A 14,834-nucleotide genomic window follows, 5' to 3' on the forward strand; every position below is an offset into this window, starting at 1 on the left:
CATGACCGAACTGCTGCCCCTCGTGACCTACTCGATCGTGATGTCGAGCACCCCTGGCCCGAACAACCTGATGTTGACGACCTCGGGCGCCAACTTCGGCTTCCGCCGCTCGCTGCCGCACATCCTGGGCATCAGCACCGGCATGCTGGTGCAGACCATGGTGACCTGCCTCGGCCTCGGCTCGCTGTTCACCGCGTTCCCGGTGCTGCACACGGTGCTGCGGATCGCCGGCGCCGCCTACCTGCTGGTGCTGGCCTGGAAGCTCGCCGGCAGCGCGATCGGCGACGTCGCGCTCGCCAGGCCGCTGACCTTCTGGCAGGCCGCGGCCTTCCAGGCGGTGAACCCGAAGAGCTGGGTCAAGTCGGTGACCATCGCGTCGGTCTTCATGCCGGCCACGCTCGGCGTGCTGCCGGGCGCGCTGCTGGTGACGGCGATCACCGTGGCGATCGGCATGCCCTGCGTCTCGGTGTGGACGCTGTTCGGCGTCGCGATCCGCCGCGTGCTGACCGACGTGCGCCGGCGCCGGGTGTTCAATGTCATCATGGCCGGCAGCCTGATCGTGCTCGCCTTCAGCTTCCTCCGCTAGACGCCTCGATGTTCCCCCTCGATCGTGACTCGCCCGTGCCGCTCGCCGACCAGGTCGAGCAGCAGCTGCGCGGCCTGATCGAGGCCGGGCGCTGGCCCGCGGGTTCACGCCTGCCGTCGATCCGGCAGCTGGCCTCGCAGCTGGGCGTCAGCCCGAACACGGTGGTCACGGCGTATGACCGGCTGGTTGCCACGGCGCTGATCGACTCGCGGGCGACCGCCGGCTTCTTCGTCGCCGAGGGCGCCCGCACATCGAGCGACGATGCGCTGCTCGATGCCGGCGACGAGCAGGAGCCGGTGTGGCTGGCCCAGCAGGCCAACGACCAGCGCGCCGGCGTGCTGCTGGCGAGCTCCGGTGCGCTGCCCGGGCCGTGGCTGGAGGATGCGATCCCCGCGTCGCTGGTCGCGCGCGCGCTCGGCCGCGCCTCGGCCGGAATGGCCACCCGCTGCCCGCCGCAAGGCCTGCCCGAGCTGCGCGAGCGCATCGCGACGATGCTGCGGGCGCAGGGTCTCGCCGTCGATGCCGGCCGCGTGATGACCACCGCCGGCGCCACGCACGCGATCGACCTGATCTGCCGCGCCTTCATCCAGCCTGGCGACACCGTGCTGGTGGAAGACCCCGGCTACTTCCTGCTGCTGGGCCGGCTGCGCGACACCGGCGCGCGCATCGTGCCGATCACGCGGCGCCACGACGGCATCGACCTCGGCCAGCTCGAAGCGGCCTGCCGCACGCACCGGCCGCGCCTGCTGTTCATCCAGAGCGTGTTGCACAACCCCACCGGCTGGGGCAGCACGCCGGCCAACCTGCATCGCGTGCTGATGCTCGCGCAGGCGCACGACCTCCTGATCGCCGAGGACGACGTGCACGGCCATTTCCACCCCGGCAATCCGATGCGGCTGGCGCAGCTGTCGGGGCTGGAGCGGGTGATCTACTTCTCCACCTTCTGCAAGGCGCTGAGCCCGGCGCTGCGTCTGGGCTACCTGGCGGCCGACCCCGCGCTGCTGAAGCCGCTGCTGCGGCAGAAGATCTATTCGCTGCTGACGACGCCTTCGCTGAACGAGTTCGTGCTGCTGGAGCTGCTGGCCTCGGGCCGCTGGCGCAAGCACCTCGACCGGCTGCAGCGCAAGCTGGCGGCGGCGCGCACAGCCGCCTCGCGCCAGCTGCGCGCGGCCGGCGTGCTGCTGGAACATCCCGGCGAAGGCGGCCTGTTCCTGTGGGGCAGCCTGCCGCACGGCATCGACATCGACGGCCTCGTGAAGGATGCCTGGCACAACCGCATCCTGCTCGCGCGCGGTGCGACCTTCCGGGCCGACGGGACCCACGGCGGCCCCGACCCGCACCTGCGCTTCAACGCCGTCTTCGCGCAGCAGCCGCGCCTGGCCGACTACCTGTGCGAACGCCTCGCCGCGCTGGCCGGCGCCCGCGCCACCCTGGCGCGCGCCGCGAAGTCGCCGTCCTGAGCTTGCCTCTCAATTCACCAGCCGGTTAACATGCCGGCCGTGAGCAAGGCCCCGCCGAAGACCCTCCTGCTGCCGCCGCCCGCGGCTCCCCGCGCGCGCAACGCGGACCTCTCGCAGATCGCGATCCTGGAAGCCGCTCGCGACGAGTTCGCGCAGCACGGGCTCGGCGGCGCCCGGGTCGACCGCATCGCCGAACGGGCGGCGGTCAACAAGCGGCTGATCTACTACTACTTCGGCAACAAGGACGCGCTCTTCCTCGCGGTGCTGGAAGACACCTACCTGCACATCCGCGAGGCGGAACGGGCGCTGCACCTGACCGACCTGCCGCCGGTCGACGCGATCCGCCGGCTCGCCGAGTTCACCTGGAACTACTACCTCGAGCATCCCGAATTCATCACGCTGCTCAACAGCGAGAACCTGCACGGCGCCGCGCACCTCGCGCAGTCGCAGCGGATCCGCGAGATGAATTCGCCACTGATCGAGACGCTGGCGCAGATCCTCGAGCGCGGCCGCGCCGACGGGCATTTCCGCGGCGGCGTCGACCCGGTGCAGCTGTACATCTCCATCGCCGCGCTGGCCTATTTCTACCTGTCGAACCGTCACACGCTGTCGGCCATCTTCGGCCGCGACCTGACGGCGCCGAAGGCGCGTGCCGAGCGGCTGTCGCACATCACCGAGGTGGTCCTCGGGTATGTCCTGAGGTCCTGAGCCCCGATCTGCTCGATATTCACCAATTGGTGAATTAATCAGGAGACGGACAATGACCCGACTTCCGACCGTGCTCGCCGGCGCCACGCTGGCCCTGCTCGCCACCTCGGCCGCGGCGCAATGGCAGCCGAGCAAGCCGATCACCATCATCGTGCCCTGGGCCGCGGGCGGTTCGACCGACCAGGTCACCCGCGTCACCGCCGCCGAGATCGAGAAGGCGCTGAACCAGAAGGTCGTGATCCTCAACCAGCCGGGCGCCTCCGGGTCGGTCGGCACGAAGAACGCGCTGGAAGCCCCGAAGGACGGCTACACCTGGACCGCCGGCGCCGCCAAGGACCTCGGCACCTACAAGGTGCTGGGCATGCTGGACACGGCCGCCAAGGACTGGCACCTGTACCTGAACGTCGCGCACATCGCGGTCGTCGGCGTCAATACCGATGCGCCGTACAAGACGATGAAGGATCTGCTGGATGCGATGAAGGCCAAGCCGGGTTCGGTGGCCGTCGCAACCGCCGGCGTGAATTCCAGCGGCCACTCGGCGATCGAGGCCATCGCGCGCGCCACTGGCGTCAGCTACAAGCACGTCACCTACGACGGCGGCAACCCGGCCGTGGTGGCCACCGTCGCCGGCGAAACCCCGGTGACGACGCAGCTCGCCGCCGAGCAGACGGACATGATCCGCGCGAAGAAGATCCGCCCGCTGGCGGTCGTCGGCGACAAGCCGCTGGAGATCGAGGGCTTCGGCACCGTGCCGCCGCTGTCGCAGTTCATCCCCGGCTTCAAGGACCCGATCAACTACTTCGGCATCTTCGTGCCGAAAGGGGTGCCGGCCGAGGTGACCGCGACGCTCGACAAGCTGTGGGCCGGCCTGGCGAACAACGAGCCGCTGCGCAAGTACGCGCAGGGCCGCGGCGCGATGTTCGCGCCGATGGCCGGCGATGCCGCGCAGGCCGCCGTCTTCCCGGCGATCCAGTCGTACGCGTGGACGCAGGCCGCCGCGGGCAAGGCCAAGGTGTCGCCGGATACCGTCGGCATCCCCAAGCCCTGAGCGCACGATGAAGCTGCACGGCAGGCCGCGCGCCGACATGCTGGGCGGCGCGGGCTGGATCGCGGCCGGCGCGGCCATCGTGATCGCCAGCTGGCGCATGGACCGCTTCGAGCAGATGGGCGCCACCGTCTACACGATGCCCGGGCTGGTGCCCGGCATCGTCGGCGTGGTGCTGGCGCTGCTCGGCACGGCGCTGATGCTGCGCGCCTGGCGTTCGGCAGCGCGCGAGGCGGATGCCGGCGCCGCGCCGCCGGAGCCGCTGTGGAATGCCCGCGTGCTGCAGATGCTGGTGCTGTGCATGGCGTATGCCGGCGGCCTGGTCGGCCGGGTGCCGTTCACGCTGGCGACCGCGCTGTTCACGGGCGCGGCCGTCGCCTGGTTTGCCCCGCGCGATGCCGCGCCCATCCGGCGTTATGGCATGGCGCTGGCCGCCGGCCTCGGCACCGCGCTGGTCATCGTGCTCGTCTTCGAGCGCCTCTTCCTCGTGCGGCTGCCCTGAATGTTCGACGGCCTGCTCGCCTTCGCCCACTCGCTCGCGCACTTCGCGACGCCGACGGTCATCGCCTACGCGCTGGCGTCGTCGCTGGTCGGCGTGATCATCGGCGCGCTGCCGGGGCTGACCGCGACGATGGGCCTGGCGCTGATGACGACGCTGACGCTGAAGCTGCCGCCGGACCAGGCGCTGCTGATCCTGATCTGCACCTACGTCGGCGCGATCTACGGCGGCTCGCGCTCGGCGATCCTGCTGAACATCCCGGGCACGCCGGCCTCGGCCGCCTCCTGCCTCGACGGGCATGCGCTCGCGCGCCAGGGGCTGGCTGGCCGGGCGATGGGCATCGCGACCACCGGCTCGGTGCTGGGCACGCTGATCGGCATGGTGGCGCTGGCCGGTTTCACGCCGATCCTGGGTGGGCTGGCGCTGAAGTTCGGCGCCTACGAGTTCTTCTGGCTCGCGCTCTTCGGCGTGATCATCGCCGGCACGCTGACCGGCGACGATCCGCTCAAGGGCTGGATCGCCGGCATCGCCGGCCTCTTCATCCCGATGATCGGCCAGGAAAGCCAGTACGCCTACGAGCGCTTCTCGTTCGGCGTGCGCGACCTCGCCGGCGGCATCCAGCTGGTGCCGGCGCTGGTCGGCGCCTTCGGCTTCGCCGAGCTGCTGACGGCGATGCGCACGCCCCAGGCGCCGGTGCGCATCAACCCCTTCGACACGGTGATCCCCAGGCTGCGCGACATCACGCAGTACTGGCGCACCATCCTGCGCTCGGGCCTCATCGGCACCGGCGTCGGCATCGTGCCGGGGGTCGGCGAGGACGTGGCCGCGTGGTCCTCGTATGCCGCAGCCAAGCGCGCCAGCAAGGAGCGCCACCTCTTCGGCAAGGGCTCGATCGAAGGCCTGATGGCGGCGGAGACCGGCGACAACGCCTGCGTGCCCGGCGCGGTGATCCCGGTGCTGACGCTGGCCATCCCCGGCTCGGCGCCGGCCGCGGTGCTGATGGCCGCGATGATCATCCACGGCGTCAAGCCCGGGCCGATGATCATGATCGAGAGCCCGCAGTTCGTGTACGACGTCGTCGCGATGATGCTCTTCGCGACCCTCGGCATCCTGCTCTACGGCATCGTGCTGACCAAGCTGCTGGTGCAGGTGCTGCGCGTGCCGCAGCACCTGATCGTGCCGATCGTCTTCGTGCTGTGCACCATCGGCAGCTTCGCGATCGCCGGGCGGCTCTTCGACGTCTGGGTGATGCTGTCCTTCGGCATCGCCGGCTACGTGCTGCGGCACCACGGCTATCCGATGGCGCCGCTCGTGCTGGGCATCGTGCTCGGCGACCTGCTGGAGAAGAACCTGCGCCGCGCGCTGCTGCTGTCCGACGGGGACCTGGCGCCCTTCTTCACGCGGCCGATCTCCGGCGCGCTGGCGCTGCTGATCGCCGCCAGCATCGGCTGGCGCCTGCTCAGCCTGCGCCGGCGGCCGCCCGCCGGACCCGAAGGCGCCACCGCAGGCAGCCCGCCATGAAGCTCGCGCTGTGCAACGAGGTGCTGCGGCACCTGGCCTTCGAGCAGCAATGCGCGCGCGCCGCCGCGCTGGGCTGCGACGGGCTGGAGATCGCGCCGTTCACGCTGGCCGACGACCCGCGCACGCTGAACCGCGAGGCCGCGCGCCGCGTGCGCGACACCGCGGCCGCGCACGGCCTGGCGATCGCCAGCCTGCACTGGCTGCTGGTGAAGCCGGCGGGCCTGTCGCTGTCGACACCGGACACCGCGCTGCAGTCGCGCACCGTCGACTTCCTGCGCCGGCTGATCGACTTCGCCGCCGCCTGCGGCGCGCAGGTGCTGGTGCACGGCTCGCCGCTGCAACGCTCGCCGGTCGCGGGCCAGAGCGTGGCCGATGCGCTGTCGCGCTGCGAAGCCGGCTGGGCGGCGCTGGCACCGCATGCGGAAGGCGCCGGCATCACCTACTGCATCGAGGCGCTGTCGCCCGCCGAGACACCGGTGCTCAATACGATCGGCGAGGTGCTCCGGCTGCTCGGCCGCATCGGCTCGCCGGCGCTGAAGACGATGCTGGACCTGAGCGCGGCCGCGCAGTCCGAGCCCGACGACGCGGTGACGCTGCTCGAGCGCCACCTGGGCGCCGGCGACATCGCGCACGTGCAGCTCAACGACCGCAACCGCCGCGGGCCCGGCCAGGGCGACACGCCGGTCGCACCGGTGATCGCCGCGCTGCGCCGGCTGGGTTACGCCGGCTGGCTGGCGATCGAGCCCTTCGACTACCAGCCCGATGCCGAGTCGTGCGCAGCGTACAGCTGCGGTTATGTGCGCGCCCTGCTCGACGCCGGGGAACAGCCGGCATGAACCCACACGGCCGTTCCGAAGGGCGCATGCCGGAGCAGGCAGGGCGGAGGCTGCTCCGGTGAGGGCGCTGCCGCTGCGCATCGCGCGCATCGACCTGTTCGAGCGGCCGGTCGTGCTGCGCCTGCCGTTCCGCTTCGGCGCCGCGACGCTGGAGCGCTGCGAGCAGGCCTTCGTGCGCGTCGCGCTCGACGCCGGCGGGCGCCGCGCGGTCGGCGCCGCGGCCGAGCTGATGGTGCCGAAGTGGTTCGACAAGTCGCCCGCGCGCAGCAATGAGCAGAACATCGCCGACCTGCGCACGGCCCTGGTCCTGACCCGCGATGCCTACCGCGCTGCCGGCGCCGTCGCGTCGGCGTGGCAGCTGCACCGCGGCGCCGGCGCGGCGGCGATCGACGAGGGCGTGGCGCGCGGCCTGCCACGCCTGGTCGCGCAGTTCGGCGTCGCGCAGATCGACAAGGCGGTGGCCGACGCCGTGCTGAAGGCGGCCGAGCTGGACTTCGGCAGCGGCCTGGCCCGTGGCGTGCTCGGCGATCCGTGGTCCGGCGGCCTCGCGCTGCAACGGCCCGGGCGGCTGACGCTGCGCCACACCGTCGGCCTGCTCGACCGCCTGCGCGCGGACGACCCCGGCCCCGATCCGGCCGATGGCCTGCCGGCGACGCTGCAGGACGCGATCCGCGCCTTCGGCCTGACGCACTTCAAGCTCAAGCTCAGCGGCCAGCGCGAGGCCGACGTCGACCGGCTGGTCCGCATCGCCGCGGTCCTGGATTCCGAAGTACGCGGCCATTGGCGGGTCACGCTCGACGGCAACGAGAACTTCGCCTCGACCGACGCGCTCGCCGAGACCTGGGCCGCGCTGCAGGCAACACCGGCGCTGCAGCGCCTGCTCGAACGCACGCTGCTGCTGGAGCAGCCGCTGCCGCGCGCGGTCGCGCTGCAGCAGCGGGTGGACGGGCTCGCCATCGCCGTGCCGCTGATCCTCGACGAGTCCGACGATGCCGACGACGTGTTCGAGCGCGGCCTCGCGCTCGGCTACCGCGGCATCTCGAGCAAGGCCTGCAAGGGCCCGTACCGCTCGCTGCACAGCGCCGCGCTGGTGGCTGCCGATCCGGCACGGCGCCTGCTGTCGGGCGAGGACCTGACCTGCCAGGCCGGCCTCGCGGTGCAGCAGGACACGCTGCTCGCCGCGACCCTGGGCGTCACGCACATCGAGCGCAACGGCCACCACTACGTCGACGGTTTCGGCAACGCGCCGGCGCACGAAGCCGACGCCTTTGCCGACGCCCACCCCGACCTCTACCGACGCGACGCCCACGGCCGCCCCCACCTGCGCATCGACGACGGCGCGATCGGGATCGGCTCCCTGCACGGCCCGGGCTTCGGCACGGCAGCGCAACCCGACTGGTCCTCGCTCACGGCCCTCGCCTGAACGCCCTGCCCGAACCACCCGACGAAAGGCCACCATGCCCACCCGACGCCTCGGCCTGATCATGCACGGCATCACCGGCCGCATGGGCCTGAACCAGCACCTCGTGCGCTCGATCGTCGCCATTCGCGAACAGGGCGGCGTGGTCCTTGCCAACGGCGACCGCGCCCTGCCCGACCCGATCCTGATCGGCCGCGATGGCGAGAAGGTCGCGGCGATCGCGCGCGCCCATGGCATCGCCCGCCACGGCACCGACCTGGCGGCGGCGCTCGCGAACCCCGACGACATCCTCTTCTTCGACGCCGGCACCACGCAGATGCGGCCGCAGTTGCTTGCGCAGGCCATCGCCGCGGGCAAGCATGTCTATTGCGAGAAGCCGATCGCCACCTCGCTCGGCGAGGCGCTGGAGATCTGCCGCATCGCGCGCGCCGCCGGCGTCAAGCACGGGGCGGTGCAGGACAAGCTCTTCCTGCCCGGCCTGCGCAAGCTCGACCTGCTGCGCCGCGCCGGCTTCTTCGGCCGCATGCTCGCCGTGCGCATCGAGTTCGGCTACTGGGTCTTCGAGGGCGACCTGCAGCCGATCCAGCGCCCGAGCTGGAACTACCGCGCGGAAGACGGCGGCGGCATCGTGCTCGACATGCTGTGCCACTGGCGCTACGTGCTTGACAACCTGTTCGGCGACGTGCAGTCGGTATCTTGCCTCGGCGCCACGCACATCCCCGAGCGCTGGGACGAGGCCGGCAAGCCCTACGCCGCCACCGCCGACGATGCGTGTTATGCCACCTTCCAGCTCAAGGGCCACGGCGGCGAGCCGGTGATCGCTCAGGTCAACAGCTCGTGGGCCACGCGGGTGCGGCGCGACGACCTCGTCACCTTCCATGTCGACGGCACGCACGGCTCGGCGGTGGCCGGCCTCACCGACTGCCACGTGCAGCCGCGCGTCGCGACGCCGCGCCCGGTGTGGAACCCCGACGTGCGCCAGGCGATGGCTTTCCGCGACCAGTGGCAGCCGGTGCCGGAGAGCCAGCCCTACGACAACGGCTTCAAGCTGCAGTGGGAAGCCTTCATCCGCCACGTGCTCGACGACGCGCCCTACCGCTGGGACCTGGTCGAGGGTGCGAAGGGCGTGCAGCTGGTCGAATCCGCGCTGCAGAGCTGGCGCGAGCGGCGCTGGGTCGACGTGCCGGCGTTGAACGTCTAGGAGCCCTTCCATGGTCTTGCGTCTCACGCTGCCGGCGGCCGACGGGTCGCTGCAGTCCTATGCGATGAAAGACGCGTCCACGGTGATGGTGCCGCCGCCGCGCGCGTTCAACCGCATCGCCTACTCGGCCGCGCACGTCGTCGCCGATCCGCGCGCCGCGGTCGACCCCTGGCTGGGCTGCGCGCTCGACTGGGACGCGACGATCGCCTACCGCCGCCACCTGTGGTCGCTGGGCCTGGGCGTGGCGGAAGCCATGGACACCGCGCAGCGCGGCATGGGCCTGGACTGGCCGACCTCGCTCGAGCTGATCCGGCGCTCGGTGGCAGCCGCGCGCGAGTGGCCCGGCGCGCTGCTGGCCTGCGGCTGCGGCACCGACCAGCTCGCGCCGCAGGACGCGCGTTCGCTCGACGACGTGGTGCGCGCCTACGAGGAGCAGATGGCGGCGATCGAGGCCGCCGGCGGGCGGCTGATCCTGATGTGCAGCCGCGCGCTCGCACGCATCGCGCGCGGCCCGGACGACTACGTGGCGGTCTACGACCGGCTGCTGCGCCAGGCGCGCGAGCCGGTCATCCTGCACTGGCTGGGCGAGATGTTCGACCCGGCGCTGGCCGGCTACTGGGGTTCGCGCGAGGTCGCACCGGCGATGGACACCGCGCTGGCGGTGATCCGCGACCACGCGGCCAAGGTGGACGGGATCAAGATCTCGCTGCTCGATGCCGGCCACGAGATCACGATGCGCCGCCGGCTGCCGTCAGGCGTTCGCATGTACACCGGCGACGACTTCAACTACCCCTCGCTGATCGCCGGCGATGAACACGGCCACAGCGATGCGCTGCTCGGCATCTTCGACGCGATCGCGCCGGCCGCGAGCGCCGCATTGGGCGCACTGGCGGCCGGCGACCGCGCGCGGTTCGACGCGATCCTGGCGCCGACGCTGCCGCTGTCGCGCCACATCTTCCAGGCGCCCACCCGCTTCTACAAGACCGGCGTCGTCTTCATGGCCTGGCTCAACGGTCACCAGGCGCACTTCACGATGGTCGGCGGGCAGCAGAGCGCCCGCTCGCTGCTGCACTTCGCCGAGCTGTTCCGGCTGGCCGATGCCGCCGCGCTGCTGGACGACCCCGACCTGGCGTGGCGCCGCATGCGCACGCTGCTGGCGCTGCACGGCGTCGACGGCTGAAGCGATGCGCGACTTCTCGACCGATCACCGCTGGCTGTCGATCAACACCGCGACGGTGCGGCGCCAGCGCGGCGCGGACTGGCCGCTGCTGGACATCCTCGATGCGTGCGCGGCGCGCGGCATCCGCGCGGTCTCGCCGTGGCGCGACCAGGTGGCCGCCGCCGGGCTCGATGCGACCGCGCACGCGCTGAAATCGCACGGCATCGAGCTCTCGGGTTACTGCCGCGGCGGCATGTTCACCTACACCGATGCCGCGTCGAGACAGGCGGTGCGCGACGACAACCGGCGTGCGCTCGACGAAGCCTGCACCTTGCAGGCGCCGTGCCTCGTGCTCGTCGTCGGCGGGCTGCCCGGCGCGCTGGCCGGCCAGCCGGCGCATCGGGACATCGCTTCGGCGCGCGAGCAGGTCGCCGAAGGCATCGCCGCGCTGCTGGACGATGCGCGCGAGCGCCGCATGCCGCTCGCGATCGAGCCCTTGCATCCGATGTACGCGGCCGACCGCGCCTGCGTCAATACGCTGCGGCAGGCGCTGGACCTGTGCGAGCGGCTCGATCCACCGATGGCGGGGCCGCCATGCCTCGGCGTCGCGATCGACGCCTACCACGTCTGGTGGGACCCCGAGCTCGACAGCCAGATCGCGCGCGCCGGCGCACAGCGCCGCGTGCTCGCCTTGCACGTCTGCGACTGGCTGGTGCCGACAATCGACCTGCTGACCGACCGCGGCATGATGGGCGACGGCATCATCGACCTGCCGCGGCTGCGCGGACAGGTCGAGGCCGCCGGCTTTGCAGGTTATGCGGAGGTCGAGATCTTCTCGACCCGCTGGTGGGCGCACGACGGTGGCGAGGTGCTCGACACCTGCATCGCGCGCCACCGCAGCGTAGTGTGATCGCTCAGGCGGATGCAGGCCGCACGGCCGGCCGCGCGACGCGCCGCACGTTGAACGCGCTGGCGATCAGCACGAGCTGCAGTGCCGCCAGGCCGACCAGCACGCCCTGGTAGACATGGCCGTCCATCATCGCGCCGAACACCAGCGGCGTGATCGCCTGGCCGATGTCCAGGCCCGAATAGACGACGCCGTAGACCCGGCCGGTCGCGCCGTCGGGCGTCGAGCGCTTGACCAGCAGGTCGCGCGAGGGCCCGGCGATGCCGGCCGCACCGCCCATCACGCCGAACAGCACCGGCACCGCGAAGGCCGGCACCCGGCTGAAGGCCAGCAGCAGCGCGACGCAGGCGGCGATGCCGAAGCCGATGCCGACGATGCGCTCGCAGCGCGCCGGGTCGGTCGCCAGGAAGCCGCCGGCCACCATGCCGGCGGCGCTGCAGACCATGTAGACCGACAGGCACATCGCCGCCAGGTGCACCGGCACGCCGTGCAGCTGTCGCGCGGCTTCCGGCGCGTAGGTCTGCACCACGCTGAGCGCGCCGGCGTAGAAGAAGAAGAAGCCGAAACACATCCAGACCGCCGGCAGCTTCAGGAAGTCGAAGCTGCCCGCGGCCTCGTGGTGCGCCGCCGGCGCAGCCGGCACGTGCAGCAGTCGCTCGCGCTGCCACCACAGCACCGCCAGCACGACGAAGGCCACCGCGGCGCCGCAGAACAAGGCCGTGCGCCAGCCCGCGGTCATCGCCACCGGCACCATCAGCGCCGGTGCCAGCGCCCAGCCCAGGCTGCCGGTGATGCCGTGCACTGAATAGGCATGGCCGAGGCGCGACTTGTGCACCTTGGCGTTCAGCAGCGTGTAGTCCACCGGGTGGAACACGCCGTTGCCGATGCCGGCGATCACCGCGCACAGCGCCAGCACCGCATAGCTCGGCGCCAGCGCGTAGCCGGTCGCGGCCAGCCCGATCAGCGCCAGGCCGGCCATCAGCACCGGCCGCGGGCCGAAGCGGTCGACGATGAAGCCCGACAGCGTCTGCACCGCGCAGGACACGACGAAGAAGATCGTCAGCAGCAGGCCGAGCTGCGTGTAGCTGGCGCCGAACGCCTCCTTCAACCACGGGAACAGCGGCGGCAGCAGCAGCTGGCTGAAATGGCTCACGCCGTGCGCGAGGCCGACGAGGCCGATGACGGCGGCATCCTGGCGCAGCGGAGGAATGGACGAAGGAGCGGCGAGCGTGCTCATGCGGTGGCGTGAAGGGGGCGGTGTGCGACGGATCCGGAGAAACCCGATCGTAGGCAAGCCCGCCGCGGCGTGATTACGATATGCGGTCAACTTCTGTCGAGATCCGGCCAACATGGACACCGCCCCGAACGCTGCCGCCGGCACCATGGCGATCGGTCCGCTGACGCCGCACCTGTACGTGCCCTCGCCGCAGCGCCCGGTGCGCACGAAGGTCCACCGGCTGACGACCGACCAGCGGGTCGTGCCGCACCGGCACCCGTGGGCGCAGCTCGGCTTCTCGACCACCGGCGTCATCCGGCTGACGGTGGACCACGGCACCTACCTGGTGCCGCCTTCGCGCGCGCTGTGGGTGCCGGCCGGCGTCGAGCACGCCATCACCGTCGTCGAGGACGCGACCTTGATGACCCTGTACCTGCACCAGCCGCGTGGCCGCAGCGGCCCGGCCGGCGTGCCGCGCGCCGAGCAGCCCGCCTGGCAGGCGTGCCGGGTGCTGGAGGTGTCGGACCTGCTGCGGTCGCTCGCGCTGGCGATGGACACCACGCCCGACGGCAGCGCACCCGGCCCCGACGCCGACGGGCTGCGCCGCGAGCGCCTGCTGGCGACGCTGGTGCAGGACGAACTGCGGCGCGCGCGGGCCGTGAAGCTGGGCATCGCGCTGCCGCAGGACAAGCGCCTGCGGGCGCTGTGCGAGGCGGTGCTCGACGACCCCGCACGCCATCGCACGCTCGACGACTGGGCGCGCGACAGCGGCGCCAGCGCGCGCACGGTGGCGCGGCTCTTCCGCGAGCAGTTGGGCGTCAGCTTCGGCCAATGGCGTCAGCAAGTGTTTCTGGCCCGCGCGATGAGCCTGGCCACGCAGGGCACGCCCATGGCGCAGATCGCCGGCACGCTGGGCTACGCCAGCCCGAGCGCCTTCACCGCAATGGTCCGCCGCACCGTGGGCGAGCCACCCCGGCGCTTCTTCGCTGCGGCCGGCTGACCCTGTCATAGGGGGGCCGTCGGGCCCGGCGCTTGCTCTACATTGAGAAACCAGCGCTTTCCGGGGGCCGCCTACAGTCGGCGGACCCTCCGGAGAACTCCCGATGTTGCGCACGCTGTTCGGCGAACTGGCCCCTCGCCGCATGCACACCTCTTCGATCGGCGCGCTGCGCCAGCCCGACGACCACGAGGCCGGGGTCGACCCGCGCCATCCCGCGACCCGGCTCGACCGCGCGGTCAGCGATGTCGTCGTCGATGCGTCGCCGGCGACGGCGATGCGCGCGCACTTCGCGTCCAGCCGCGCCAATCTCGACCAGGCGGGCGCGATGATCACGCTGCTCGACCCCTCCGGGCTGTGGGCCTCGCAGGTGATCCGTGCGCTGTCCGATGCCGCCGCCCAGCATGTCGAACGCCTGGCACTGCGCGAGCGCGGCACGCTGCGCACGCTGGCGGTGATCGAGCGCACCGTGGTGCCGCGCCATGGACAGACGCCGCTGAAGGTCTACCACGCCGACATCCGCGCGACCGGGCTGGAGCAGGAGGAGATCTCCAACGCGCTCGCCGAAGGCAGCCACCTCACCGCGGTGATCATCGGCGCGATGCAGCCGCATGCCGTCGAGACGCTGCTGCGATCGCTGCTGAGCGCGACGCGCCAGGCCGAATGGCGCTGCCCGTGGCTGGTGTTCCTGCTGCCGCCGGGCTCCAGCGCGCTGCGCCAGCGCATCCTCGACCAGGACTGGCCGGCGCATGTGCGCACCGCGGCGATGGCCGAGTCGCTGACCAGCGCCGCCGGCGTCTGGAACACCGTGCTGACCGCCTGGGAAGCCGCCGCCGCGGGTCCGCAGCCGGGCGAGGAGCACACCACGGCCGCCGCCCCGCTGACCGATGCCGATCCCAGCTTGCAGGCGCAGGCGGTGGAACGGGCGCTCAGCCTCGTCGCGCGCACCGACGGCGTGCTGGCCTGCGGCCTGGTGAACCTGGGCTGCGGTGATCTGCTGGCCAACGACAGCCGCGCCGACACGCAGCAGGTGCTCGCCCGCACGGCCGCCGCGCTGAGCGCCGCGCGCGAGGCCCACATCGCCGCGGTCGGCAGCGCCGAGGCCGCGCCCGAGGAACTGATGGTCACGACCGGCGCCCACCAGGCGCTGCTGCGCGCGATGCCGCAAAGCGCCGCGCTCGGCATCGTCGTGCTGGTGGACCGGCAGCGCGCCAATCTGGCGCTGCTGCGCTTCCGGCTGGCCGAGGCGGAAAAGCACCTGACCTGATCCCGGGCGTCA

Annotated in this window: 14 protein-coding genes; 13 read left to right on the forward strand and 1 reads right to left on the reverse strand. The window is 72.0% G+C overall.

Going from position 1 to position 14,834, the window contains the following annotated elements:
* The first annotated feature begins 1 nt into the window (after position 1).
* From P1K89_RS28795 to P1K89_RS28845, 11 genes are read left to right on the forward strand one after another with little or no spacing between them, the layout of a single operon-like run.
* Positions 2–586: a LysE family translocator gene (locus tag P1K89_RS28795; RefSeq protein ID WP_284619987.1), complete on the forward strand. Its 585-nt coding sequence runs from the start codon at positions 2–4 to the stop codon at positions 584–586.
* 8 nt (positions 587–594) lie between these two features.
* The gene (locus P1K89_RS28800) at positions 595–2,046 is read left to right on the forward strand and encodes an aminotransferase-like domain-containing protein (protein WP_284619988.1); all 1,452 of its coding nucleotides are present in this window, start codon (positions 595–597) and stop codon (positions 2,044–2,046) included.
* Positions 2,047–2,085: 39 nt separating this feature from the next.
* Entirely contained in the window at positions 2,086–2,754 is a 669-nt protein-coding gene (locus tag P1K89_RS28805; RefSeq protein ID WP_439898048.1) for a TetR/AcrR family transcriptional regulator, read from the forward strand.
* A gap of 52 nt (positions 2,755–2,806) precedes the next feature.
* On the forward strand, positions 2,807–3,802 hold the full coding sequence (locus P1K89_RS28810) for a Bug family tripartite tricarboxylate transporter substrate binding protein (RefSeq protein ID WP_284619990.1): 996 nt from the start codon (positions 2,807–2,809) through the stop codon (positions 3,800–3,802).
* A 7-nt stretch (positions 3,803–3,809) separates the two neighbouring features.
* Positions 3,810–4,301, forward strand: coding sequence for a tripartite tricarboxylate transporter TctB family protein (locus tag P1K89_RS28815; RefSeq protein WP_284619991.1), 492 nt, complete (start codon positions 3,810–3,812; stop codon positions 4,299–4,301).
* Positions 4,302–5,819: a tripartite tricarboxylate transporter permease gene (locus P1K89_RS28820; RefSeq protein WP_284619992.1), complete on the forward strand. Its 1,518-nt coding sequence runs from the start codon at positions 4,302–4,304 to the stop codon at positions 5,817–5,819.
* Positions 5,816–6,655 carry a sugar phosphate isomerase/epimerase family protein gene (locus P1K89_RS28825; protein ID WP_284619993.1) on the forward strand — a complete coding sequence of 280 codons (840 nt, stop codon included), beginning with the start codon at positions 5,816–5,818 and terminating at the stop codon, positions 6,653–6,655. Before P1K89_RS28820 ends, P1K89_RS28825 begins: the two co-directional genes overlap by 4 nt.
* Before the next feature lie 58 nt (positions 6,656–6,713).
* Positions 6,714–8,078, forward strand: a complete 1,365-nt coding sequence (locus P1K89_RS28830) for a hypothetical protein (protein ID WP_284619994.1) — start codon at positions 6,714–6,716, stop codon at positions 8,076–8,078.
* 34 nt (positions 8,079–8,112) lie between these two features.
* Positions 8,113–9,276, forward strand: a complete 1,164-nt coding sequence (locus P1K89_RS28835; protein WP_284619995.1) for a Gfo/Idh/MocA family protein — start codon at positions 8,113–8,115, stop codon at positions 9,274–9,276.
* Between the two features lie 10 nt (positions 9,277–9,286).
* Complete coding sequence (locus P1K89_RS28840; protein WP_284619996.1) at positions 9,287–10,456, forward strand: dihydrodipicolinate synthase family protein; 1,170 nt, start codon at positions 9,287–9,289, stop codon at positions 10,454–10,456.
* Positions 10,457–10,460: 4 nt separating this feature from the next.
* On the forward strand, positions 10,461–11,345 hold the full coding sequence (locus P1K89_RS28845; protein WP_284619997.1) for a sugar phosphate isomerase/epimerase family protein: 885 nt from the start codon (positions 10,461–10,463) through the stop codon (positions 11,343–11,345).
* Positions 11,346–11,349: 4 nt separating this feature from the next.
* On the opposite strand, the gene P1K89_RS28850 is transcribed toward P1K89_RS28845, so the two are convergent.
* Positions 11,350–12,579 (reverse strand): MFS transporter, encoded by a 1,230-nt coding sequence (locus tag P1K89_RS28850; protein WP_284619998.1) that lies wholly within the window; start codon positions 12,577–12,579, stop codon positions 11,350–11,352.
* 112 nt (positions 12,580–12,691) lie between these two features.
* Here P1K89_RS28850 and P1K89_RS28855 point away from each other — a divergent pair, with 112 nt between their 5' ends.
* Together P1K89_RS28855 and P1K89_RS28860 are read left to right on the forward strand one after the other, a co-directional pair.
* Positions 12,692–13,558, forward strand: a complete 867-nt coding sequence (locus P1K89_RS28855) for an AraC family transcriptional regulator (RefSeq protein ID WP_284619999.1) — start codon at positions 12,692–12,694, stop codon at positions 13,556–13,558.
* Between the two features lie 103 nt (positions 13,559–13,661).
* Positions 13,662–14,822, forward strand: a complete 1,161-nt coding sequence (locus tag P1K89_RS28860) for a hypothetical protein (protein WP_284620000.1) — start codon at positions 13,662–13,664, stop codon at positions 14,820–14,822.
* Positions 14,823–14,834 lie beyond the last annotated feature (12 nt).

It is taken from the genome of Aquabacterium humicola, assembly GCF_030167915.1.
Taxonomy (GTDB): Bacteria; Pseudomonadota; Gammaproteobacteria; order Burkholderiales; family Burkholderiaceae_C; genus Pseudaquabacterium; species Pseudaquabacterium humicola.

Coding starts and splice junctions, on each gene's coding strand:
- P1K89_RS28795 (WP_284619987.1), top strand. CDS start 2: ATGACCGAACTGCTGCCCCTCGTGACCTACTCGATCGTGATGTCGAGC.
- P1K89_RS28800 (WP_284619988.1), top strand. CDS start 595: ATGTTCCCCCTCGATCGTGACTCGCCCGTGCCGCTCGCCGACCAGGTC.
- P1K89_RS28810 (WP_284619990.1), top strand. CDS start 2,807: ATGACCCGACTTCCGACCGTGCTCGCCGGCGCCACGCTGGCCCTGCTC.
- P1K89_RS28815 (WP_284619991.1), top strand. CDS start 3,810: ATGAAGCTGCACGGCAGGCCGCGCGCCGACATGCTGGGCGGCGCGGGC.
- P1K89_RS28820 (WP_284619992.1), top strand. CDS start 4,302: ATGTTCGACGGCCTGCTCGCCTTCGCCCACTCGCTCGCGCACTTCGCG.
- P1K89_RS28825 (WP_284619993.1), top strand. CDS start 5,816: ATGAAGCTCGCGCTGTGCAACGAGGTGCTGCGGCACCTGGCCTTCGAG.
- P1K89_RS28835 (WP_284619995.1), top strand. CDS start 8,113: ATGCCCACCCGACGCCTCGGCCTGATCATGCACGGCATCACCGGCCGC.
- P1K89_RS28840 (WP_284619996.1), top strand. CDS start 9,287: ATGGTCTTGCGTCTCACGCTGCCGGCGGCCGACGGGTCGCTGCAGTCC.
- P1K89_RS28845 (WP_284619997.1), top strand. CDS start 10,461: ATGCGCGACTTCTCGACCGATCACCGCTGGCTGTCGATCAACACCGCG.
- P1K89_RS28850 (WP_284619998.1), bottom strand. CDS start 12,579: ATGAGCACGCTCGCCGCTCCTTCGTCCATTCCTCCGCTGCGCCAGGAT.
- P1K89_RS28855 (WP_284619999.1), top strand. CDS start 12,692: ATGGACACCGCCCCGAACGCTGCCGCCGGCACCATGGCGATCGGTCCG.
- P1K89_RS28860 (WP_284620000.1), top strand. CDS start 13,662: ATGTTGCGCACGCTGTTCGGCGAACTGGCCCCTCGCCGCATGCACACC.